General features: G+C 64.3%; 22 protein-coding genes. 10 read left to right on the top strand and 12 right to left on the bottom strand.

Features of this window, described 5'->3' with window-relative positions; genetic code table 11:
- Positions 1-132: 132 nt before the first annotated feature.
- Positions 133-1,353 carry an NAD(P)/FAD-dependent oxidoreductase gene (locus AC0L3X_RS35550; protein WP_063984773.1) on the bottom strand — a complete coding sequence of 407 codons (1,221 nt, stop codon included), beginning with the start codon at positions 1,351-1,353 and terminating at the stop codon, positions 133-135.
- Positions 1,354-1,581: 228 nt separating this feature from the next.
- Between AC0L3X_RS35550 and AC0L3X_RS35555 the strand changes: the two genes are divergently transcribed.
- Positions 1,582-2,376, top strand: coding sequence for an enoyl-CoA hydratase/isomerase family protein (locus AC0L3X_RS35555; RefSeq protein ID WP_473317209.1), 795 nt, complete (start codon positions 1,582-1,584; stop codon positions 2,374-2,376).
- Complete coding sequence (locus AC0L3X_RS35560; RefSeq protein ID WP_063984774.1) at positions 2,373-2,954, top strand: histidine phosphatase family protein; 582 nt, start codon at positions 2,373-2,375, stop codon at positions 2,952-2,954. The genes AC0L3X_RS35555 and AC0L3X_RS35560 overlap by 4 nt, the downstream gene beginning before the upstream one ends.
- Here AC0L3X_RS35560 and AC0L3X_RS35565 read toward each other — a convergent pair.
- From AC0L3X_RS35565 to AC0L3X_RS35580, 4 genes are all read right to left on the bottom strand, one after another.
- A complete protein-coding gene (locus tag AC0L3X_RS35565) occupies positions 2,947-4,287 on the bottom strand; it encodes a TRAP transporter large permease (protein WP_063984775.1) in 1,341 nt (446 codons plus the stop codon). The genes AC0L3X_RS35560 and AC0L3X_RS35565 overlap by 8 nt on opposite strands.
- Positions 4,284-4,862, bottom strand: coding sequence for a TRAP transporter small permease (locus AC0L3X_RS35570; protein WP_063984776.1), 579 nt, complete (start codon positions 4,860-4,862; stop codon positions 4,284-4,286). Before AC0L3X_RS35570 ends, AC0L3X_RS35565 begins: the two co-directional genes overlap by 4 nt.
- 192 nt (positions 4,863-5,054) lie before the next feature.
- Positions 5,055-6,050 carry a TRAP transporter substrate-binding protein gene (locus AC0L3X_RS35575; protein WP_063984777.1) on the bottom strand — a complete coding sequence of 332 codons (996 nt, stop codon included), beginning with the start codon at positions 6,048-6,050 and terminating at the stop codon, positions 5,055-5,057.
- A 61-nt stretch (positions 6,051-6,111) separates the two neighbouring features.
- Positions 6,112-7,830: an IlvD/Edd family dehydratase gene (locus AC0L3X_RS35580; protein WP_063986568.1), complete on the bottom strand. Its 1,719-nt coding sequence runs from the start codon at positions 7,828-7,830 to the stop codon at positions 6,112-6,114.
- A 174-nt stretch (positions 7,831-8,004) separates the two neighbouring features.
- Between AC0L3X_RS35580 and AC0L3X_RS35585 the strand changes: the two genes are divergently transcribed.
- Positions 8,005-8,685 carry a GntR family transcriptional regulator gene (locus AC0L3X_RS35585; protein WP_063984778.1) on the top strand — a complete coding sequence of 227 codons (681 nt, stop codon included), beginning with the start codon at positions 8,005-8,007 and terminating at the stop codon, positions 8,683-8,685.
- Positions 8,686-8,717: 32 nt separating this feature from the next.
- Complete coding sequence (locus AC0L3X_RS35590; RefSeq protein WP_063984779.1) at positions 8,718-9,617, top strand: translation factor GTPase family protein; 900 nt, start codon at positions 8,718-8,720, stop codon at positions 9,615-9,617.
- A gap of 67 nt (positions 9,618-9,684) precedes the next feature.
- Here AC0L3X_RS35590 and AC0L3X_RS35595 read toward each other — a convergent pair whose 3' ends face one another.
- The 3 genes from AC0L3X_RS35595 to AC0L3X_RS35605 form a co-directional block, all read right to left on the bottom strand.
- Entirely contained in the window at positions 9,685-9,939 is a 255-nt protein-coding gene (locus AC0L3X_RS35595; protein WP_283018526.1) for a hypothetical protein, read from the bottom strand.
- A gap of 106 nt (positions 9,940-10,045) precedes the next feature.
- On the bottom strand, positions 10,046-10,432 hold the full coding sequence (locus AC0L3X_RS35600) for a hypothetical protein (RefSeq protein ID WP_371496045.1): 387 nt from the start codon (positions 10,430-10,432) through the stop codon (positions 10,046-10,048).
- 23 nt (positions 10,433-10,455) lie between these two features.
- The gene (locus tag AC0L3X_RS35605; RefSeq protein WP_063986569.1) at positions 10,456-10,719 is read right to left on the bottom strand and encodes a GlsB/YeaQ/YmgE family stress response membrane protein; all 264 of its coding nucleotides are present in this window, start codon (positions 10,717-10,719) and stop codon (positions 10,456-10,458) included.
- Between the two features lie 193 nt (positions 10,720-10,912).
- On the opposite strand from AC0L3X_RS35605, the gene AC0L3X_RS35610 reads away from it, so the two are divergent.
- Positions 10,913-11,818: a transglutaminase family protein gene (locus tag AC0L3X_RS35610; protein ID WP_063984782.1), complete on the top strand. Its 906-nt coding sequence runs from the start codon at positions 10,913-10,915 to the stop codon at positions 11,816-11,818.
- 31 nt (positions 11,819-11,849) lie between these two features.
- A complete protein-coding gene (locus tag AC0L3X_RS35615; protein WP_187387771.1) occupies positions 11,850-12,680 on the top strand; it encodes a potassium channel family protein in 831 nt (276 codons plus the stop codon).
- A 70-nt stretch (positions 12,681-12,750) separates the two neighbouring features.
- On the opposite strand, the gene AC0L3X_RS35620 is transcribed toward AC0L3X_RS35615, so the two are convergent.
- Positions 12,751-13,575, bottom strand: coding sequence for an NAD-dependent epimerase/dehydratase family protein (locus tag AC0L3X_RS35620; RefSeq protein WP_063984783.1), 825 nt, complete (start codon positions 13,573-13,575; stop codon positions 12,751-12,753).
- Between the two features lie 91 nt (positions 13,576-13,666).
- On the opposite strand from AC0L3X_RS35620, the gene AC0L3X_RS35625 reads away from it, so the two are divergent.
- A complete protein-coding gene (locus AC0L3X_RS35625) occupies positions 13,667-14,635 on the top strand; it encodes an SMP-30/gluconolactonase/LRE family protein (RefSeq protein WP_063984784.1) in 969 nt (322 codons plus the stop codon).
- Positions 14,636-14,832: 197 nt separating this feature from the next.
- Here AC0L3X_RS35625 and AC0L3X_RS35630 read toward each other — a convergent pair whose 3' ends face one another.
- The gene (locus AC0L3X_RS35630) at positions 14,833-16,263 is read right to left on the bottom strand and encodes an aldehyde dehydrogenase family protein (RefSeq protein WP_473317214.1); all 1,431 of its coding nucleotides are present in this window, start codon (positions 16,261-16,263) and stop codon (positions 14,833-14,835) included.
- A gap of 269 nt (positions 16,264-16,532) precedes the next feature.
- Positions 16,533-18,896 carry a transketolase gene (locus AC0L3X_RS35635; protein ID WP_063984786.1) on the bottom strand — a complete coding sequence of 788 codons (2,364 nt, stop codon included), beginning with the start codon at positions 18,894-18,896 and terminating at the stop codon, positions 16,533-16,535.
- A gap of 135 nt (positions 18,897-19,031) precedes the next feature.
- On the opposite strand from AC0L3X_RS35635, the gene AC0L3X_RS35640 reads away from it, so the two are divergent.
- From AC0L3X_RS35640 to AC0L3X_RS35650, 3 genes are all read left to right on the top strand, one after another.
- Entirely contained in the window at positions 19,032-19,493 is a 462-nt protein-coding gene (locus AC0L3X_RS35640; protein ID WP_014497003.1) for an Lrp/AsnC family transcriptional regulator, read from the top strand.
- A 96-nt stretch (positions 19,494-19,589) separates the two neighbouring features.
- Complete coding sequence (gene ppk2, locus AC0L3X_RS35645; protein ID WP_354131739.1) at positions 19,590-20,510, top strand: polyphosphate kinase 2; 921 nt, start codon at positions 19,590-19,592, stop codon at positions 20,508-20,510.
- A gap of 51 nt (positions 20,511-20,561) precedes the next feature.
- Positions 20,562-21,989 carry a TAXI family TRAP transporter solute-binding subunit gene (locus AC0L3X_RS35650; RefSeq protein WP_063984787.1) on the top strand — a complete coding sequence of 476 codons (1,428 nt, stop codon included), beginning with the start codon at positions 20,562-20,564 and terminating at the stop codon, positions 21,987-21,989.
- Here the strand turns inward: AC0L3X_RS35650 and AC0L3X_RS35655 are convergent.
- Positions 21,967-23,046 (bottom strand): zinc-binding dehydrogenase, encoded by a 1,080-nt coding sequence (locus AC0L3X_RS35655; protein ID WP_231144401.1) that lies wholly within the window; start codon positions 23,044-23,046, stop codon positions 21,967-21,969. The genes AC0L3X_RS35650 and AC0L3X_RS35655 overlap by 23 nt on opposite strands.
- Positions 23,047-23,069 lie beyond the last annotated feature (23 nt).

Here is a 23,069-nt window from a genome sequence, read left to right on the forward strand (position 1 = left end):
CGGGGGCGGCATCTTTCGGGGGGCTGGGGGGGGGCGGGGGGCGGGCGAGGCGGAGGGCGGCGTATGGCGCGGGGGTCTTGTAGAGCGCGGCGACTTCTTCACCTCGCCCCGAGAGCAGGCCGAGGGAAAAGATCAGGCCAGCGCGCTCTTCAGGTCGAAGCCTTCATCCGCGGCCTGCTCCGGCGTGATCGAGCGCTCCAGGCCGAACAGGCGGCGGCCGAACATGTGGTCGCCGGCACGGTTGACCGACTCGATGCCGAGCAGTCTGTCGCCCTTGTAGCAGAACGCCGAGAACGCTTTCTTCGCGGGATCGCCGCGCAGCACGACGCGGTCGTAGCCGGTGGTCAGCCCCGCCATCTGGAGCTTGTCGTCGCCCTGGTCGCTCCAGAACCAGGGGTGACTGTCGTAGGCCTTGCGGTCGCCGGTCAGCCGCGCCGCGAGGCAGCGGGCGTGATCGGTGGCGTTCTGCACCGATTCCAGCCGCTGCGATCCGCCGAAGCGCGGACTGGCGAACAGCGCGCAGTCGCCGATCGCGGAGATGTCAGGATCGGACGTCGAGAGATATTCGTCGACGATGATGCCGGCGGCGACGGCAAGCCCCGCCTCCGCCGCAAGCTCGATGTTCGGCAGCACGCCGACACCGACCACGACGAGGTCGGCCGGCAGATGCCTTCCGTCGCTCAAGGAAACGCCGGTGACCTTGCCGCCCTCAGCCTCGATCGAGGTTGCCTGCACACCGAGGTGAATGCGGATGCCGGCCTCGCGATGCCGCGCCTGAAAATACTCCGAGACCTCCGCCGTCACCGCGCGCGCCATCACGCGCGGGGCGAGTTCGAGCACGTCCACCTCGAGGCCCTTGATCCGCGCGGTGGCCGCGAATTCGAGGCCGATGAAGCCGGCGCCGATCACCACGACACGCGACTTCGACGGCATGATCTGTCGCAGCGCCTCGCTGTCGTCGAGGATGCGCAGATATTTCACGTCGGGCAAATTCGCATTCGGCAAATCAAGCAGCCGGTTGCGCGCGCCCGTGGCCAGCACGAGGTGGCCGTAAGGCAGCGTCTCGCCGGATGCGAGATGCACCTTGTGGCCGGCGCGATCGATCGACACCGCGCGGCCCCCAATCAGCTCGATCTTCTGATCCTGGTAGAATTTCTCCGGCCGGAACATCAGGCTCTCCGGCCCGGCCGAGCCCTTGATATAGGCCTTGGACAGCGGCGGCCGCTGATAGGGCAGATGCGCCTCGTCGTTGATCAGGCAGACGCGGTCGGAAAAGCCCGCCTGACGCAGGGATGCCGCGACCTGGTAGCCGCCATGGCCGGCACCGACAATGATCACCGGACCACCCGTCATTGGAACAGCCCATTTCCGGAGACACGAGCGTCACCCATGTCGTCTCCTCTCTCGCTGATATTGGCTTGGCTTGCCCAGGAGGAGCCGGCGCTCGTGTCCGTTCCTAAACGAAGGCGGCCCCATTTGAGCCCATCATTCCGTCCTGCGCAAGAGCGGCATGCGGGGATTGTCCCCCCCGACCTTCTGCGATTTAGTTGCAGCAACGACCTCATGCCGGGGATATTCCAGATGCCAGCTCCCGTCTCAAAACCCGACGATCCCGCCCTGCTGCGGATCGACGGCCCGATCGCAACCATCACGCTCAACCGCCCCGCCGCGTTCAACTCGATCAACCTTGCAATTGCGCAGAAGCTCGAACAGCTCGCGGCCTATCTCGAAGGCGCCGACGACATCAGGGTCGTCGTGCTCGAAGGAGAAGGCCGCGCCTTCTCAGCCGGCGGCGATCTGCAGACGATCGGCGCTGCGGCCGAAACCGGCACGGTCACGCCGGTCGTCGGCGAGCTGCTGAAGCATTATCATGCCTTCATCGAGATCATCCGGCGCATGCCGAAGATCTCGCTGTCCAGCGTGCACGGCTCGGCAGCCGGCGCCGGCATGGGCCTCGCCTTCGTCACCGATCTCTGCATCGCCGCGGAGGATACCAAGTTCACGCCGGCCTATGCCAAGATCGGGGTGTCGCCGGACGGCGGCTCGACGGTCGGGATCGTCGGTACGGTCGGATCGCGACGTGCGCTCCAGATCTTCCTGTCGGAGGACAGTTTTACCGCGCAGCAGGCCTATGAATGGGGCCTGGTTGCGAAGGTCGTCCCCGCCGCGGAGCTGAAGGCGGCCACGCGAAAACTCGCCGAGCGCCTGGCGCAGAATCCGCCGGCGGCGATCGCCGGCACCAAGTCGCTGGTCTACCAGGCCGGGACCACACCGGTGAAGCAGCAGCTCGATGCCGAGGAGCAGAAGATCATCATGGCGATGAACACGGAGGATTTCCGCGTCGCCGTGAAAAAATTCACGAGCAAAGGCAAGTGAGCGCGCCGGCACCGGCGCGCTCGTTCTGCGGCCTGCGCCACGGCGCGACCGACTGGAACAGGCAGGGGCTGTTTCAGGGACGAACCGACAACCCGCTGAACGCGGACGGCCTTGCGCAGGCGCACGAGGCCGCGGACATGTTGCGCGGTACCGGCATCAGCCGCATCGTCGCGAGCCCGCTGGTGCGCGCGGCGCGAACGGCCAAGATCATCGCGGACGCCATTTCGGCGCCGCTCTCGATCGACGACGGCATCATCGAGTTCGATTTCGGAAGCTTTGAGGGCCTCCCTGTCCGCGACCTCATGATCAAGCACGGCGTCAACTCAGCGACGGGCCTCGTCTCGATCCTGCCCGCCGACGGCGAAAACTGGGACGCCATGACCGATCGGTCGCTGGCTTGCGTCTCCGCATGGCTCGACCGTCATCCTGACGACGACTTCCTGTTCGTCTGCCACGACGCGGTGATGCAGGGAATGGCGAAATCGCTCGCCGGCAGCTATTTCAAGAACAGCCACGGCACGCCGTTTCGCTACCTCCGTGAAGGCGAGCAATGGCGCGTCGAGCAGCTCGTCACTTAGGACAGATGTAGCCTGTCCCCGCCGGCGACTTGAAGCAGCCGACCGATTCCGGCAGCACTTTCTGCGGCAGCCACAGCACCACGCTCGGGAAATAGATCGCGAACGCGATCGTGGCCAGGAACACCACATAGATCGGCAAGGCGGCGCGTAAGGCCTTGGCAAAACTGATGCCGACGAATTTCGAGGCCATCAGCAGCACCAGGCCGTATGGCGGCGTGATCAGGCCAAAGGCGAGCGTGGCGATCAGCACCACGCCCATATGCACGGCGTTGATGTCGCCGGCCTCGGTCAGCGCGTTGACCAGCGGCATGAAGATGATGATGGTCGGCACCGGCTCGATGAAGTCACCGACCACGGTGAAGAGCAGCACCATCAGCAGCATGATCAGATGCGGATCGTTGCCGGCAATCGAGGTGATCATGTCGGCGATGTAACTCGCACCGCGTAAGTAAGCGAGCATCCAGCCGAAGGCATTGGCGGCGCCGATGGTGATCAGCGGCAGCGAGAAGATCAGGCCTGCAAGGCAGAAATCGTATGGGATCTTTTTGATATGCCCGCGGTTCAGCGCGGGGATCACGACGACGACAATCCAGACCACCGCAACGACGCCGGCTTCCGTCGGCGTGAACCAGCCGGTGAGGATGCCGCCGAGCAAAATGACAGGGATCATCAGCGGCAGGGCGGCGTCACCCGCGGCGAACACCACCTGCCGCAGCGGCGCGCGCGGCTTGCGCAGGCCGGAAGGGCCGAAGAAGTAGCAATAGATCATCAACCCGAAGCCGATCATCAGCCCAGGCACCACGCCCGCCATGAACAGGCCGGCGATCGAGACGTTGCCGACGGCGCCATAGACCACCGCCGTGATGCTCGGCGGCACCAGCGCCGCGATGGTCGAGGCAGACGCGATGATCGCGGCGATGAAGGCGGGCTCGTAGCCCTCGCGCTTCATCGGGCCGCCCAGCGCACGGCTCATCACGGCGACGTCGGCGGTGGTCGAGCCCGACATTTCCGAGAAGAACATGCTGAAGACGACGACGACCTGCGACAGCCCGCCCCTGATGTGCCCGACCAGCGATACTGACAGGTTGGCTATTCGTACCACCACGTTGGCCGAGCTCATGAGCTCGCCGACCAGCAGAAAGAACGGGATCGCCAGCAACGCCTCGGAGTCCACGCCGTCAAATATCTTCTGGATGATCGCGGCCAGCGAGACATCCGACAGGATCGCACCGATGAAGACGCCGGCCATCAGCGAGAACGGCACGGGCACGCCGAGATAGCCGAACGACAGGAAGCAGATCGACATCAACGCCAGGACAACAGGTGCGCTCACGGCTGCGCCCTCATCTGCACGTCCGTGATGACGGGCGCTCCGTCCTCTTCGGGCGGCTCGTGATGGTCAAAGCCGTTGCGCAAGCCGTTGACGAGCTGCTCGATGGTGAACAGGCCGATCAGCACGCCAGACAGCGGGATGATCGCATAGAGCGAGGCGATCGGGGTGCCCGACGGCAAGCGAAAGCTGCCGAAGCCGCGAAGATAGTTCTGATAGCCGTACCAAATCAGGCAGAAGGCGACGCCGAGCACGACGAGACGAATGATCACTTCGACGATCAGCCGCGCCGTGCCGTGCATCGCTTCGGAGATCGCGGTGAGATAGAGGTGATCGTTGCGTCGGGTCGCGACCGCGGTCCCGACGAAGATCGCATAGATGAACAGCGTCGAGGTGACTTCCTGGAGCCACAGCCAGGGGTGGCCGATGGTGCGTGTGACGATGTCGGCGGTGACCGACAGCGAGAAGCCGAAGCAGAGCACGCCGCAAAGGATCATCAGCGCAAGCTCGAGCCAGTCGAGCCAGCGCCACTTGAGGTGACGCTGGCGTTGAACGAGCAGTTTGTCGGCGACGGCCATTCAATTTCCCCTTCGTCCCGGAGCTATCGCATGTGACAGCTGGGAAGCTGCCGAACGTGCTCGGCCTGCATGGTTCGAGACGCCCGCTTTGGCGGGCTCCTCACCATGAGGGTCTAAAATCTCGCCGGAAAGCACGACCTCATCCTGAGGGCCCGCCATAGGCGGGCGTCTCGAAGGATGGCCACAGGCGGGCTAGTTCACCGACCGGATCAAATTCTTGATCTTCTCGGCATGCGGGCCGAGCTCCTTGGCGAGCTTGTCGAGATAGGGATCGGCGATCACCGTGAAGCTCTTCTTGTCGACGTTGTCGACGATCTTCACGCCCATCTTCTTCAGCTTGTCGGCCGCGGTGCGCTCGAGGTCGAACGCCTTCTGCGGCTCTTTCGTGCTGACCTCGTTGGCCGCCGCCTGCACCCACCCCTTCTGCTCCGCCGACAGGCTCTGCCAGAGCTTGTCGGAGACGAACACCAGCGCGTTGTTGGCCTCGTGCTCGGTGATGTTGAGGACCGGGGCGACCTCGTAGTGCTTGTTGACGAGGTAGACGTTGATGCTGTTCTCGGCGACGTCGACGACGCCGGTTTGCAAGCTCGTATAGACGCTGCCGAACGGCATATGCACGGTCTGGGCGCCGTAGGCCGGGAACATCATGTCCTCTGTCGCGGTCGCCTGGACGCGGATCTTCAGCCCCTTGATGTCGCCGACATTGTGGATCTCCTTCTTGGAGTACATGTGGCGTACACCCTGCGAGCCCGTCGCGATCACGTGCAGGCCCTGCGTGGTCTCGTCGATCATGGTCTTGAGGGCTTCGAACACGCGGGGATCGGCCAGCCCCTTGACCACGTGGTTCTCGTCGCGGAACAGGAAGTGCAGCGACATCACGCCGGCCTGCGGCGAGATCGTCGCGGTGTTGGCCGAGGAGATGATGGCGAATTCGATGTCGCCGGCCTTCACGAGCTGGAGCACCTGCGGCTCCTGCCCGAGCTGCGCACCCGGATACTGGTCGATGATCATGGTGCCCTTGCTCAATTCCTTGAGCTTGTCGGCAAAGAGGTCGCCCGCGATGGAATAGCCGGTGTTGCGCGGCTGATCGTAGGCAAAGCGATAATGCTTCACCTCCTGTGCCCCGGCCCCGGTGACGAAAAGTACGGCGGCCATGGCCACCAACCCACGCATGGATCGTGCAATCATCGTTTCCCCCTGTTTTATCGCCCGCCGCTTGTGCGGTCTGAGCGCTCGTTCGGGTGGTTCGTCACCCCTTCTCAGTCTGCTTCCCAGTCCTCTGCATGAAATCGAAGTCGCAGCCCTCGTCGGCCTGCATGATGGTCTCGTTGAACAGCCAGGCGTAGCCGCGCCGCGCCTCATCGGGTGCTGCGGCCGGCTTCAATGCGGCGCGCCGACGCTCCAGCTCGGCGGCATCGACCAGCAGCTCGATGCTGCGCTTGGCAACATCCAGCCGGATCATGTCGCCGTTCTTTACCAGCGCGAGCGGTCCGCCGACAGCGGATTCCGGCGTGATGTGAAGCACGATGGTGCCGAACGCGGTGCCGCTCATGCGCGCATCCGAAATGCGCACCATATCCTTGGTGCCGCCGCGCGCGAGCTTCTTCGGGATCGGCAGATAACCCGCCTCGGGCATGCCGGGCGCGCCCTTAGGGCCGGCGTTGCGCAGCACCAGCACGTCGTCGGAGTTCACGTCGAGATCGGGATGGTCGACCCGCAAGGTCATGTCCTCGACGGATTCGAACACCACCGCACGCCCGGTGTGCTGCAACAGCTTGGGGCTCGCGGCCGACTGCTTGATGACGGCACCGCGCGGGGCGAGGTTGCCGTGCAGGACGGCAAGGCCGCCTTCCTTCTTGATCGGATTGTCGCGCGGACGGATCGCATCCTGGCCCGGCACGTCCTCCGCATTCGCGACGACATCGCGCAGCGTCTGGCCGCTGATGGTCTTCGCGTCGAGATCGACGAGATCGCCGAGCTGCGCCAGCAATTTCGGCACGCCACCGGCGTGGTGGAAATGCTCCATGTAGTGTTCGCCCGACGGCTTGAGGTCGACCAGCACCGGCACTTCGCGGCCAATCTGGTCGAACACCTCGAGATCGAGGCGGTGGGGCGAGCGGTGCGCCATTGCCGTCAAATGGATCAGGCCGTTGGTCGAGCCGCCGATCGCCTGGAGCACGACCTGCGCATTCTTGAAAGACGCCGGCGTCAGCAATTCGCTCGGCTTCGGCCCCTTGGTCTTGGCCATCTCGGCGGCAACCCTGCCGCTCGCTTCGGCCAGGCGAAAGCGTTCGGCGTGCGGCGCGGGAATCGTCGCGCTCATCGGCAGCGACAGGCCCATGGCTTCGATCATGCAGGCCATGGTCGAGGCCGTGCCCATCACCATGCAGGTGCCGACCGACGGCGCGAGGCGGCCATTGACCGCTTCGATCTCGACATCGTCGATTTCGCCGGCGCGATATTTGCCCCAGAGACGGCGGCAATCGGTGCAGGCGCCGAGCACCTCGCCCTTGTGATGGCCGACCACCATGGGACCGACGGGAATGACCACCGTCGGCAGGTCGGCGCTGATTGCGGCCATGACCTGCGCGGGAAGGGTCTTGTCGCAGCCGCCGATCACGATCACCGAATCCATCGGCTGCGCGCGGATCATCTCCTCGGTGTCCATCGCCATCAGGTTGCGCAGATACATCGAGGTCGGATGCGCAAAGCTCTCGGCGATCGAGATGGTCGGAAACACGAACGGCATCGCGCCCGACAGCATCACGCCGCGCTTGGCGGCCTCGATGATCTGCGGGACGTTGCCGTGGCAGGGATTGTAGTCGCTATAGGTGTTGGTGATGCCGACGATCGGGCGCTCCAGCGCGTCGTCGGAATAGCCCATGGCCTTGATGAACGCCTTGCGCAGGAACAGCGAGAAGCCGGCATCGCCATAGCTCGTCAGCCCTTTGCGCAAACCACTCGTCATCATACCGCTCCTTCTCGCTTGCCATTGTGCTACAGCCTGCCCCCTGATTGTCAATAAGATTGGGCCAGATCGTCGCGCTTTCTGCCCCATACACCGCCATCCGACACAAATTATTGACAATCCGGGTTCTCCCTGCTCCACAAGGCGGACCGGCATGAGCCGGAGGCTGAGGGCATGTCCGACATCCGCACCGCAGACGCCATGCTGGTCCGGCGCGACGATCCGGACGATGTCGTCGCGCGGCTGGAAGAGGACATCATCTTCGGCCGCCTGCCGCCGGGCGCGCGCCTCACCGAAGACGCGCTGATGTCGCGCTACGGCACCTCCCGGCACTTCGTGCGGCAGGCCTTGGTCGATGCCGAGCGCCGCGGCATCGTCCGCCGCGAGAAGAACGTCGGCGCCACCGTGCGGTTCTACTCGGCCGAGGAAGTCCGGCAGATCTACGAGGTCCGCGAGATGCTGACGCGGCAGGCCGCGCTGATGATCCCCCTGCCCGCGCCGCAAGACCTGATCGACGAGCTGACTGGGCTGCAGCGGCAATATTGCGCGAAGGCAGATGTGCAGGATTTGCGCGGCATTCACGAGGCCAACGACGCCTTCCACCTCGCGCTGTTCTCGGCCTGCGGCAATCCCTATCTGGTGCGCTCGCTCCAGGACTACATGAACCTGACGCTGCCGATGCGCGCCAAGAACCTCGCCGACCGCGAGGGGTTGGCGCAATCGCGGCGCCAGCACGAGCTGATGATCGAGCTGTTGAAGGGCCGCGACAGCTGGGCGCTGGCGCAGCTGTGCGTGGATCACATGCAGTTCAGCAAGTCGGATTATCTGGCGCGGATTGCGGGTGAGGAGAGCTGACGCTAGACCAAGGCAACGCTACAGGTCTTACAATGCCGCATGATGTGAGCACGCCACCCCTGCTTGTTGACGTCGCCATCGAAGCGAAGTCCAGGGCCGATCATGAGAAGCTCGTTGCTGCGCTCTTGAAGCTCACCGCCAAGGACGGAGCGCTCGCCGTGTCGGTTGATCAAGACTCCGCTCAGATCATCCTGAAGGGAACGAACGAAAACCACATCGAGAGCGCGATCGACGCCCTCAACCGGACCTCTGGAATAGCCGTCAATATTGGTGCCCTGCAGGTGGCATTTCTTGAGCATCCGACCAAACGTGCGGAAGCGGAATACACTCACAAAAAGATCTACGGGCCTAAGGGGGAGTTTGCCGCCGTCAAGCTTGCCATCGAGCCGAATGAGCTTGGCGAGGGATACCAGCTTGAACGCAACATTGGTGTGGATGCGCTACCGAACAAATATATGCCCGGGATCGAGAAAGGGCTCGAAAGCGTACTGGCCTGCGGCGTGATTGCGGGCTTTCCGGTGGTGAACGTCAGGGTCCAGCTGATCGACGGCAAGTATCACGACGTCGATTCTTCACCGCTCGCCTTCGAGATCGCGGCTAATGCCGCGTTCCGCAGGGCGCTGCAAACGGCGGAATCGGTCTTGCTTGAGCCGATCATGAAGGTCGAAGTGGTGACACCGACGCCGTTCGCGCAATCGATCGTTGACGACCTGACATCGCGGCGTGGGACCGCCCACTCCAGGGTCGTCGACGAAGACACGGTCGCGATCGATGCGACGGTACCGCTCATAGCGATGTTCGGCTATGCGAACAGCCTCCGCGTGATGAGCCAGGGGCTCGCCAGCCACACAATGCGCTTCGACCGCTATGCCGCCGCACCGCAGCCTTGGGACGGTCCGCCATTTCGTCCGGCGATCGGGATGCGTGCCTGACACTCATCGCGGTAGAAGAGGCCGCCAACGCAGGCGGCCTCCCAAAATTCTGAACTGACCCGCGCTCTTATTTGAGGTCGAGAGCCCGGCAGTAGTAGCCGCTCTCAACGCCAGTCCAACCTCGCTCCATGCGGTTACTGCGGCACTCGTAGTAAGACTTGAAGTTGAGGACGTTCTTGCAATTCGCAACCGCGGCGCCGGAGAGCGAGCATCCGGGACCTTGGTTTGGGTTCAGGTGAGCCGCGGAGCCGATCGGTGCGGCGCTCACCGGCGCGACCGACAAGGTAGCAAGGATCAACGCTGACATCGCTAACGTCTTCATAGCCATCCTCCCTGTTCTTGTTGCCTGGGACGGGAAATGCACGTCCCGGAGCAGACGATAGCATAGCGCGAGTGACAGGCCATTCTCAATCAGAGCTTGTTCCCGTTTAGTATCGCCTCAGCAGGCCACGATCCACGCTGGCATCGCCGTAGTCGGCGCAGGCTCCTTTCGGGTTCTTGATCAAGTCCGCCCGGACGCGCCTGAACGTTTTGCCGGCCGCGTCGGACACCTCGGGGCGGAATTTACCGGGATCGTAGGTCTCGCCGTCGCGGGCCTTGATGGCCGCAGCATAGGCGTCGATCATGGCCATCGCCGCCTCAGGGCTGCCGAGAAGCCGCGCGCCGAGCTGAACGCCGCCGGCGCCATCGACCTCGTAACCGTCGCATCGCTGCTCCAGCACCACGGATGCGGTGACGAGCTGGTCGAGGAACGTCGCCTCGGCGTCGCTGAGCGCTCCGGCTCGCGCCGGCTCTGAGACGATCATCGCGAGCATCGCGACGGCTGATAGCGTGATTTTCAAGCGCGCCCCTGACGACCCATGACAAGGCCGTACAGGAAGAGGAGGATGATGGCTCCGACCACGCTGCCGATGAAGCCGGCGGCCTCTCCGAAATGATACCAGCCCACGGCTTGACCGAGCCAGGTCGCGACGAACGCGCCGACGATTCCCAAGACCGTCGTCAGGATGAACCCCGTGGGCTCGGACTTGTCACCGGGCATGATGAATTTCGCGACCACGCCGACGATAAATCCAATGATGATCGTCCAAAGGATACCCATGTCCATCGCTCCATTCGGTCGGTTTGCACATCAACGTCTGAAGGAATGCGTGATCGCTTGATGGGCCAGACGATCCCGGGAACGACGTTGATCTAGATCAATGGGTGGAAGCGGCCGGGCCGAAAGCTGGCGCCTGCTCTCTCTTGCGCGGGAAGGCGCTCAATGCGCTCCGCAACGCGAAGCGGATCAATGCATGGCGATCATTGGCGAGATCACGCACACCACGACCTACCGCTATGCAAAGCCGGTGACGTTCGGCACGCACCGGGCGATGTTCCTGCCGCGGCGCGGCGCCGCGACCCGGCTGCTTCGCTGGTCCGCTGCTACCAGCCTGCCGTCAAAGGTGCATTGGGTCACCGACTCCCGCTCCAATGCCGTCACGGTGATGGACTTCAGCGAACCCGGCAGCGAGCTGACATTCACGTTTAGGGTTCGTGGCGTCTATTTCGGCATCAAGGGTCTGGAGACATTTCCGCTGGAGCCCCGGGCCGAGGAGGTCCCCGTGCAGTACACCCCGGACGAATGGACCGACCTTGCCGGTTACCTGCGCCCGCATGCCGACGATGCAGACGGCAGCCATGCGGCGTGGACCAAGAGCTTCGTTGCCGGCGATCAGGATCGGACCGCCGACGTGCTGCGCCGAATGCTCGGCAAGTTTCGCAGCGACTTCAACTATCGCGGCAGAGATGCCGAAGGCACACAGTCACCCGGCGAAACGCTGCGCACGAAATCGGGCACTTGCCGGGACTTCGCCTGGCTGATGATCGAGACGTTGCGCCGGCTCGGCTTCGCCGCTCGCTTCGTCAGCGGTTATCTCTATGATGCGGCGCTCGATGGCGGTGCCGTGGGCATGACCGGCTCCGGCGCGACCCACGCATGGGTGCAGGTATTCCTGCCCGGTGCCGGCTGGCTGGATTACGATCCAACCAACAGTCTGAGCGCCGGATTCGACCTCATTCCGGTGGCCATTGCGCGGCATCCGGGCCAGGCCGTGCCGCTGACTGGCTCGTGGTTCGGCGATCCCGGCGACTATTTGGGCATGTCGATCAATGTCGCCGTCAACAAGATTGGCGAAATGCTCGATCCTTCGGAAGCGTAGGCTACCGAGATAGGCGCGGCGGTCGCTGACCATGGCATTTTATCGCAACAGTACGAAGGGACATGGGCCGCTCGACGTCGTCGCCGTCCCATTTGAGGCCCTGAAGGGCAGGATCCGGCAACTTTACGAAGGCGACACGTTCGGCTGCATAAAATTCCGATACGCCCTGCTTGCGCTGGACGTCGTCACGGTTCTGTTCATCATCGCGACCTCGTTCCTGCCTCGCAACAGGGCCGTCGAGTCGCTCGATGTCGTGTTCGGCGTCCTGATCCTTGCGGACTTCGCCGCACGGATGATCATCAGCCGTCAGCCGCTGCACGACCTGGCGCGGCTTTCGACCTGGACCGACATCGTCGTCATCATCTCGTTCCTTGCGCCGCTCGCCGGAGAGGCCGGCGGCTTCTTGCGCGCATTTCGAACATTGCGGCTGCTGCGCGACTACCAGATGGTAGCGCGCCTCCGGGTCGACAGCCCCTTCTTCCGGCGAAACGAGGAAGTTGTTTTTGCCGTCGTGAACCTCGGCGTGTTTATTTTCGTGATGACCGGGATCGTCTACGAGACGCAGAAGTCTCACAATCATCAGATCGCCAACTATGCCGACGCGCTCTACTTCACGGTCACCGCACTGACCACGACCGGCTTCGGCGACATCACCTTGCCCGGGACCGTCGGCCGCCTGATCACCGTCGTCATCATGATCTTTGGCGTGACCCTTTTCCTGAATCTCGCCAAGGCACTGCTCGCGCCCTCCAAGGTACGCTTCCCCTGTCCGGTTTGCGCCCTGCAGCGCCACGATGTCGACGCGGTGCATTGCAAAGCTTGTGGCACCGTCTTGAACATTCCCGATGAAGGCATGGACTAGGCTGCATGCCGGCGCGAGTGCCGCGGAGAGGCCCCCTCACCTCATGACTGTAGAGAGGGGGCATGGCATTTCAGCGCTTACTCCAATCAATGATGCGGCTCGCATCGCCGTCGAACTCATTGCTGCAGAACGCGCCGCCCTGGTAGTGGTCGCCGACCGGATCCGGCTTCAGCTTGGCCTGCTCGGCCATCGCGTGCTCGCGGAAATCCTCGGCGCGCCCCGTCGGGCGATAGCCGAATTCGTAGGCGCGGTGGTTGTCCCACCAGGCGCGCTCGTTGAGGGAGGCGCCGTAGAAGACCTCGAAATGGATGTCGGGATGTTCGAGCCCGATGCGGCAGAGCTGCACGAGGTCGTCGGGCTTCAGCCAGATCGAGAGCCGGCGCTGGTCGAGCGGCATGTCGCCGAAATTGCCGATGCGCAGGCAGGTCACCTTCAGGCCATGCTTGTCGGCGTAGAGCGCGCCGACGGCCTCGCCGAACACCTTGCTGACGCCATAACGGCCGTCGGGGCGCGGGGTGACGTCGGTCCCGATGTTGTGGTGGCGGGGATAGAAGCCGACGGCGTGGTTGGACGAGGCGAACACCACGCGCTTGACGCCCTTGCGGTAGGCGGCCTCGAACAGATTGTAGCCGCCGATGATGTTGGCCTGGAGGATTTGGTCCCAGGTGCCTTCGACCGAATAGCCGCCGAAATGGATGATGCCGTCGACGCCCTCGCAGATCGCCTCGCACTGCGCGAGATCGGCGAGATCCGCCGCCTTGAATTGTTCGTTCGCGCCGAGATCGGCTGGCGGCTTGATGTCGGAGAGCAGGAGATCCGGATAGATCGGCGGCAGCAGCTTTCGCAGGCTCGTGCCGATTCCGCCCGAAGCTCCCGTCATCAAAATACGCGGCATGTCTTCCCTCGCCTGTGGTGACCGATTTGCGGCCGTAGATAACTGATGCTAGCAGACTTGGACAGAGGGAACGCAACAAAGAGACCTGCACATGAACGATGCATCGTCCCACACTCAAGGCTGGCGGCCGGCGACCTATTACCCCGATCCGGCGATAAAAGCACTGGACCCCCGCTTCGAAAAATACTGGCTGAAGCTGTCGGCGGTGGAGCGGCTGGCGACCGGCCTGCGCTGGGCCGAGGGTCCGGTGTGGTTCGGCGACGGGCGGTATCTGCTCTGCAGCGACATCCCGAACCAGCGCATCATCAAGTGGGAGGAGGAAACCGGAACCGTCTCGGTTTTCCGAAAGCCCTCGAATTTCGCCAACGGCAACACCAGGGATCGTCAGGGCCGGCTCGTCACCTGCGAGCATGGCGGCCGCCGCGTGGTGCGCACCGAATATGACGGCAGCATCACCGTGCTGATGGACTCGTTCGGCGGCAAGCGGCTGAACTCGCCGAACGACGTCGTGGTGAAGTCCGACGGATCGATCTGGTTCACCGATCCGACCTTCGGCCTGCTCGGCAATTACGAGGGTTACAAGGCCGAGCCCGAGATCGAGCCGAACGTCTATCGGCTCGATCCTGCAACGGGCAAGGCGACCATCGTCGCCGAAGGCGTGCTCGGCCCCAACGGGCTGTGCTTCTCGCCCGACGAGACGATTCTGTATGTCGTGGAATCGCGCGGCGTGCCGAACCGAAAGATCCTCGCCTATGACGTCTCGCTTGACGGCACCACGATCTCCAACAAGCGCGTCCACATCGATGCCGGCCCGGGCACACCGGACGGCATGCGCTGCGACATCGACGGCAATCTCTGGTGCGGCTGGGGCATGGGCGATCCCGAGCTCGACGGCGTCGTCGTATTCGCGCCCGACGGCGTCATGATCGGCCGCATCGCGCTGCCTGAGCGCTGCGCCAATCTCTGCTTCGGCGGCGTCAAGCGCAATCGCCTGTTCATGGCGGCAAGCCAGTCGATCTACGCGCTGTATGTGAACACGCAAGGCGCGGTCGGGGGATAGGCGTTACGCAGAGACGGTCTCGTAGGGTGGGCAAAGCGAAAGCGTGCCCACCGCTTCTTGTTCGTCGCGGAATGGTGGGCACGTCGCTACGCTCCTTTGCCCAGCCTACGAATTCCCGCGTTGCAGACACGTCGACAAAACGAAAAACGCCGGAGCGGTCTCCCGCTCCGGCGCTTTGTTCGTTCAGGCGAAAAAACTTACGCCGCGTTGAAGCCCGCAACGGCCTTCACTTCGAGGAAGTCCTCGAGGCCGTACTTGCCCCACTCGCGGCCGTTGCCCGACTGCTTGTAGCCGCCGAACGGCGCGGAGCGGTCGTTGGGCACGCCCTGGAGGTTGACGTTGCCGGCGCGGATCTGCCGGCCGACGCGCTTGGCGTCCTCCACCGAGGCGCCCGAGACGTAGCCGGCAAGGCCATACGGCGTGTCGTTGGCGATGTGCACGGCCTCAGACTCGTCCTTGGCGCCGATGATGGTCAGCACCGGTCCGAAGATCTCTTCACGGGCGATCGTCATGTCGGGAGTGACGTCGGCGAAGATGGTCGGACGGACGTAGAAGCCCTTGTTGACGCCCTCAGGCAGGCCCGGGCCGCCGGCGACGAGCGTTGCGCCCTCGTCGATGCCCTTCTTGATGAGGCCCTGGATCTTGTCCCACTGGCCGCGGTTGACGACCGGACCAATGGTAGTGCCTTCAGCGCGGGGATCACCGGCCTTGGTCTTGTCGGCGACAGCCTTCGCGATCGCAGCGACTTCCTTCATCTTCGACAGCGGCACGATCATGCGCGAGGGTGCGTTGCAGGACTGGCCGGAGTTGTTGAACATGTGCATCACGCCGCCGGTCACCGCCTTGGTCAGGTCGGCACCTTCGAGGATGACGTTCGGCGACTTGCCGCCGAGCTCCTGGCTGACGCGCTTCACGGTCGGCGCGGCGCGCTTGGCCACGTCGATGCCGGCGCGGGTCGAGCCGGTGAACGAGATCATGTCGATATCAGGATGCTCGCTCATGGCGGCGCCGACCTCGGGGCCGAGGCCGTTGACGAGGTTGAACACGCCCTTCGGCACACCCGCTTCGTGGAGGATTTCCGCGAAGATCAAAGCCGAGGTCGGGGTGAACTCCGACGGCTTCAGGATCATGGTGCAGCCGGCGGCGAGCGCAGGCGCGACCTTGCAGGCGATCTGGTTGAGCGGCCAGTTCCAGGGCGTGATCATGCCGACCACGCCGACCGGCTCGCGCAGCACCATGGCGGTGCCGACCGATTCCTCGAAATGATAGTCCTTGAGCACGTCGAGCGTGGTCATGAGGTGGCCGAGGCCGGCGCCGGCCTGGAGCTTCTCCGCCATCGGCAGCGGCGCGCCCATCTCGTCGGAGACGGCGGCGCCGATCTCCTTGAGCCGGCCCTTGTAGACCTCGATGACTTTCGTGAGCAGCGCGACGCGCTCCTCGCGGCTGGTCTGGGAGAAAGTTGCAAAGGCGCGCTTGGCAGCAGTGACGGCCTTGTCGACGTCAGCCTTGGAGCCCAGCGCAACCTCGTACATCGCCTCTTCCGTCGCGGGATTGACCACGGCGGTGGACTTCTTGACGGCGGGATCGACCCAGGCGCCGTCGATGTAGAATTGCATGCGATTGACCATCGTTAACCTCTTCTTGGGGGCTTGGAGGGGGCGTTTCGGCAGGCATCCTTGCACGAAAGCGCCGGCAATTGAACCCGCCATATGCGGGGCCAGCGTTGCGGCGGACGGAGGATATATGAGCCGATGGCGGGAACGAGGCAAGGCTCCCTCAGGTGTCAATCCGGGACGCGCCACTTGGCGCGGGCCCGGAATCCATAACCACGATCGGGAGTATGGATTCCGGGCTCGACGCTACGCGTCGCCCCGGAATGACAGGGCAGTTACCTCAACTACACCGCCATCTTCCGATGCAGCACCGGTGCGCCGGTGGTGAGGCTTTCCGCCGCATCGATGATGGCGTTCGCATCGATGCCGTAATGGCGGTAGAGGTCCGCGATGGTGCCGGTCTGGCCGAACTGCTCGACGCCGAGCGCCTCGACGCGATGGCCGCGAACGCTGCCGAGCCAGCCGAGCGCGGAGGGATGGCCGTCGATCACGGTCACGATGCCGCAGTCGCGCGGCAGCGGCGCGAGCAGCTTTTCGATGTGGCTGAGATGCTGCACACCCCGCCGATCGCGCCGCAATTTCCGCGCAGCGGTCCAACCCGCATGCAGACGATCCGCCGAGGTGATCGCGAGCAGGCCGATGTCGCGGCGGCTCTCGCCGATGAAGCCGGTCGCCTCGATCGCTTCGGGCGCGACCGCGCCGGTATAGGCGATCACGAGTTCGGCATTGGGCCCCGGCTTGCGCAGCCAATAGGCGCCGTCGGTGATGCCCTGCGCAAGCTCCGGCGTCATGATCCGCTGCGCCTGCTCGATGCTGCGCGTCGAGAGCCGCAAATAGACCGAGCCGCCCTCGCCCGGATCGCGCTGCATGTGATTGAAGCCCCAAGCCATGATCACGGCGAGTTCGTCGACGAAAGCCGGCTCGAACGAGGCGAGCCCGTCCTGCGCCATGCCGATCAACGGCGTCGCGATCGACTGGTGCGCACCGCCTTCAGGCGCCAGCGTGATGCCCGAAGGCGTCGCCGCCACCATGAAGCGCGCATCCTGGTAGCAGGCGTAGTTCAATGCATCGAGGCCGCGCTCGATGAAGGGATCGTAGAGGGTGCCGACCGGCAAGAGCCGCTCGCCGTTGATCTGGTGCGACAGGCCCAGCGCCGAGAGCATGATGAACAGGTTCATCTCCGCGATGCCGAGCTCGAGATGCTGCCCCTTGGGCGAGAAGTCCCAATTGAACGTGGAGGGAATTTTCTCGCTGCGGAATAAATCCGCCTTCTCGCCGCGCGCGAACAGGCCGCGCCGGTTCACCCACGGACCGAGATTGGTCGAGACCGTGACGTCGGGCGAGGTCGTGACGATGCGCTGTGCGAGTTCGCTGTCGCCGCGCGCGATCTCGTTCAGCACGAGGCCAAAGCCCTGCTGGGTCGACATCTGGGTCGACGGCTTGAACGCCAGCTGCTGGGGCACCTCGATAACAGGCGCGGTAAGCCGGCGGCCATCCTGGTTGAACGACACGCGCGCGAGGAAGGCGTCGAGCTCGGCGGCGTTCTGCGCGAGGCCTTCGTACTTGTCCCATTCGTGGCCCGGACGGATGTTCTGGCTCTCGCGATATTTCTCCATCTGCGCGACCGTCATCAGGCCGGCGTGGTTGTCCTTGTGGCCCTGGAACGGCAGGCCGACGCCCTTGATGGTGTAGGCGATGAAGCAGACCGGGCGATCGTGATCGATCGACTCGAACGCCTCCAGCATGCTCGCCATGTCGTGGCCGCCGAGGTTCGACATCAGCGCCAGCAGCTCCTCGTCGCTGCGCCTGTCGATCAGCTTGGTGATCGGGCCCTGGTCGCCGATCTCGTCGTGCAGATGCTTGCGGAAGGCGGCGCCGCCCTGGAAGCACAGCGCCGCGTAGAGCGCGTTCGGGCAATTGTCGATCCAAGCTTTAAGCGCCTCGCCGCCGGGCTCGGCAAAGGCCTCGCGCATCAGGCGGCCATATTTCACGATCACCACGTCCCAGCCGAAATTGCGGAACATGGTCTCGAACTTTTCCCAGAGCCCCTCGCGCACGACGGCGTCGAGCGACTGCCTGTTGTAGTCGACCACCCACCAGGTGTTGCGCAGACCGTGCTTCCAGCCTTCGGCGAGCGCCTCGAAAATGTTGCCCTCGTCCATCTCGGCATCGCCGACGAGGGCAATCATCCGCCCTTCGCGGCGATCCTTCATCCAGCCATGCGCCTTGACGTAGTCCTGCACCAGCGAGGCAAACAGCGTCTGCGCGACACCGAGGCCGACGGAGCCGGTGGAGAAATCGACGTCGTCGACATCCTTGGTGCGCGAGGGATAGGACTGCGCGCCCTTGAACCCGCGAAAGTTCTCCAGCTTCTCGCGCGTCTGCCGGCCGAACAGATACTGGATGGCGTGGAACACCGGGCTCGCATGCGGCTTCACCGCGACGCGATCCTCAGGGCGCAGGACGCTAAAATACAGCGCCGACATGATGGTGGCGAGCGAGGCGGACGAGGCCTGATGGCCCCCGACCTTGAGCCCGTCCGCGTTGGCGCGGATGTGGTTGGCGTGATGGATGGTCCATGACGACAGCCACAGCGCCTTGCGGGCCAGCGCGGTCAACGTGTCCAGACGGGCGGTATCAACGGGCATCACAATGGCTCCCGGAAACAGGTCCGACGATGATACGCCTGCGGGCGGCGCCAAACTTCTCAATTTTTCGCGCCATGCCCTCAAATATTGGGATACTTTACCAATGGATCAGCACTTCAGACAGGTTTCATCCCAATGCCAGACCTCGACGCCATCGACCGGAAAATCCTTGCTTTGCTCCAGAACGACAGCCGGCTGACCATGCAGGAGCTGGCCGACAAGGTCGGGCTCTCGGTGTCGCCCTGCCATCGCCGGGTCAAGCTGCTGGAGGAGCGCGGCGTCATCAGCCGCTACATCGCGACCGTCGACCAGAAGGCGCTGGGGCTGCATGTCAGCGTCTTCATCTCGATCAAGCTGGCGCGGCAGAAGGAGGAGGATCTGAATCGTTTCGCGCGCGCGATCTCGAAATGGGACGAGGTGCTGGAGTGCTATCTGATGACCGGCAACCGCGACTATCTCCTGCGCGTGGTGGCGGCCGACCTCGCCTCCTACGAGACCTTCCTGAAGACCAAGCTGACCCGGCTCGACGGCATTGCCTCGATCGAGTCGAGCTTTGCGCTGAGCCAGGTCAAATATTCGATCGCCCTGCCGGTCTGACGGCTCCGCCGGGCTATTTCGGAACCGGTGTCACATGGGCGCAATAAACCCCGCCGATGGTCACGGGCGACAGGCACCCTGCCGAAAGAAGGACCCATGACCGCATCCGACCGCACCCCTGAAATGGCCAAACGCGAGCGCATCATCCGGGAAATGACCGACGATCTCGACGAAGAGCTGGAGATGGAGCTCGATGACAGCAGGCTCGACGAGCTGCTGGACGAGACGGACGCGCTCCGCCCGACGGTAGATCGCAGGCTCTATTTCCGGGAATTGCTCCGCCTCCAGGGCGAACTGGTCAAGCTCCAGGACTGGGTGCAGAGCGAGAAGAAGAAGGTCGTGGTGCTGTTCGAGGGCCGCGACTCCGCCGGCAAGGGCGGCGTCATCAAGCGTATCACCCAGCGTCTCAATCCCCGCATCTGCCGTGTCGCCGCGCTCCCCGCCCCGAGCGAGCGCGAGCGCACGCAATGGTACTTCCAGCGCTACGTCTCGCATTTGCCCGCCGGCGGCGAGATCGTGCTGTTCGACCGCAGTTGGTACAACCGCGCCGGCGTCGAGCGCGTGATGGGCTTCTGCTCCGAGGAGCAATACCAGGAATTTTTCAAGACGGTGCCGGAGTTCGAACGGATGCTGATCCGCTCCGGCATCATCCTGGTCAAATACTGGTTCTCGATCACTGACGACGAGCAGCAGTTCCGCTTCAGCATGCGCATCAGGGATCCGCTGAAGCAGTGGAAGCTGAGCCCGATGGATGTCAGGGCGCGCAGCCGCTGGGAGGCGTACACCAAGGCCAAGGAGACGATGCTGGAGCACACGCATCTGCCGGACTCGCCATGGTGGATCGTCGACGCCGTCGACAAGAAGCGCGCCCGCCTCAACTGCATCGCGCATCTGCTCAGCCAGATGCCGTACCAGGAGGTCGCCCGCGTGCCCGTGGTGCTGCCGCCGCGCGTCCGCAACCCCGACTACCACCGCGGACCGATTCCGCCGGAGATGTACGTGCCTTCGAAATACTGACGGCACCCGCCGCGCCTGCCGTCGGGCGAGCTTGCCGATGAGGAAAGCGAGATGCCCGTGCCGAGCGATCTGAGCGTGAGGAGAGACGCGTCGTCTCGCCGCCGCAATCGCTTTGGCCCGTGGCTCGCGCTCGCAAGCGTGCTCTCGGTGCTCACGGTCGCTCTTGCCCTCGCCTACTGGGTCTGGCAGCCGGCGACGCTACGCATCGCGGTCGGGCCAGCCGGCAGTGACGACCAGGCGCTGATTGCGGCCGTGGCGAAGGCGTTCGACGCCAGGGGTGGCGCGGTGCGACCCGTGCCGATCGAGACCGACGGCACACTGCAAAGCCTCAATCTGCTCGGCGCCGGCAAGGCCGACCTTGCGGTGGCTCGCGGCGACTCCGCCATGCCGGCCGACACCAATTCGGTGGCGATCCTCCGGCGGAATTTCGTGGTGTTGTGGGCGCCAGCGGCGCGCAAGGGTGCCGCCAGGCCGAAGATCATGGAGATCGCCTCCCTCACCGGGCGCCGCATCGGTGTCGTCGGCCTTGGCGATGCCAATCTCAATCTGCTCCGTGTCATCCTCGCCGAGTCAGGCGTCAATCCGCAGAAGGTCACGATCGCACAGTTCGGTATCGACCGCATCTCCGAGATGGCCCAGGACTCAACGCTCGACGCCTTCATGATGGTGGGCGCACTCGACGACAAGGCGATCGCAAGCACGATCGCCACCACCGCACGCCTGCGCGGCGAGCCCAAGTTCCTGTCCGTCGACGTCTCCGACGCCATCGCAGAGCGGCATCCGCTCTACGAATCCGAAGAAATTCCCGCGAGCGCATTTTCCACGACGCCGCAGCGGCCGGACGACAAGATCGACACCATCGCCGTCAATCATCTGATCGTCGCGCCTGCTTCATTGTCCGAGGACACGGTCGCTGCCTTCACCCGCGAGCTGTTTACGGTCCGTCAGTCGCTCGTGAAGGACTTGCCCGGCGCCAGCCACATCCAGAAGCCTGACACCGACAAAGACGCCGCGCTGCCGGCCCATCCGGGAGCTGCCGCCTATATCGACGGCAACGAGCGCAGCTTCATGGACAAGTACAGCGACTACATCTGGGGCGTGGTGCTGCTGCTCTCGGGCTTCGGCTCGGTGGCCGCGTGGCTGCGGCACTATCTGCGGCGCGAGGAGCGCAGCGAGAACGCGCTGCATCGCGACCGCCTGCTCAACGCGATCTCGAGCGTGCGGGAGGCGACGTCGCTCGACGATCTCGCGGCGATGCAGAGCGCAGCCGACGACATCCTGCGCGAGACGCTGGCCTGTCACGAGGACGGCGCCATCGAAGACGGCGACCTCACCGCCTTCGGTCTCGTGCTGGCGCAATTCCATCAGGCGATCGTCGACCGCCGGGCCGTGATCGCCCAGATGAGCGATGCCGACGTCGCCGCGAAACCCGATGGCGGCGTGCTTCAGCCGTTCCCTATTTCCACGGCTGCACGATGATCTTGGTGTGCGCCTCAGGATTGGCGAGATCAGCGAACGCCTTTGCGACGCCGTCGAGACCGACCTCGGCGGTGACCATCGCCGCCGCATCCACCTGCCCTTCCGCGATCAGGCGCAGTGACGCTGCGAACTCATCCGGCGTGTAGCCGAGCACATATTGGACATTGAGCTCCTTCATGATGCCGAGCATGGGTTCGCTCCTGTCGGTCTCCATGCAGACGCCGACCACCACGATGCGCGCATCACGCGGGGCGCCCTCGAACACCTGCTGCAACAGGCCGGGCACGCCGACACATTCGAAGATGATTGCGGGCTTCAGTGCCGGCAGCATGGCCTGCAACGGCGGGCGCGCCGCCTTCTCGGCCTCCGACATCTGCGCGTGCTCGGCCCAGGTCGCATAGGGCTGCGTCACCCTGGGATCGACGACGATATCGGCCCCCAGCTTTGCGGCCAGTGCACGCCGCGCCGGCGAATAGTCGGCAGCAACGATCGGATGCAGACCCTTGATCCTCAGCGCGGCGATCACCGCGAGCCCGACCGGGCCGCAGCCGATCACGAGCGGCACCTCGCCGCCACGGATGTTGGCTTTCGCCACGGCGTGGACGCCGACGGCGAGCGGCTCGGTTAGCGCCGCATGTTCGGGCGCGAGACCATTGGGCACCTCAAGCAGCAGGGGCTCGCTGAGCAGCATCGCCTCGGCATAGCCGCCGATATTGTCGTTGGAATAGCCGATGCCCTCGATGCCCTGCGGCGTCACGAGCGCCGGCAGCGAGCAGACGCGGGTGCCGGGCTTGAGCTTGCGCGCGGCTCCGGGACCGTAATCGACGATCTCGCAGCAGAACTCATGCCCGAACACGACGTCGCGGGCGAGATCCATCGGCTTGCGGCCGGTCTTCCTCGCCATCTCCACCATGCGGGGGGCATGCAGGCGCGCGTGAAGGTCGGAGCCGCAGATGCCGCAGGCGAGCGTCCTGACCAACACCTGGCCGGGGCCCGGCTTCGGCTCGGCCATCCGGTCGACGACAATCTCACCGTTCCTGAAAATCGCAGCGCGCATCCGGCTCCTCCCGTGTTGTTGGA

The sequence above is a fragment of the Bradyrhizobium sp. MI1.7 genome (assembly GCF_055811795.1).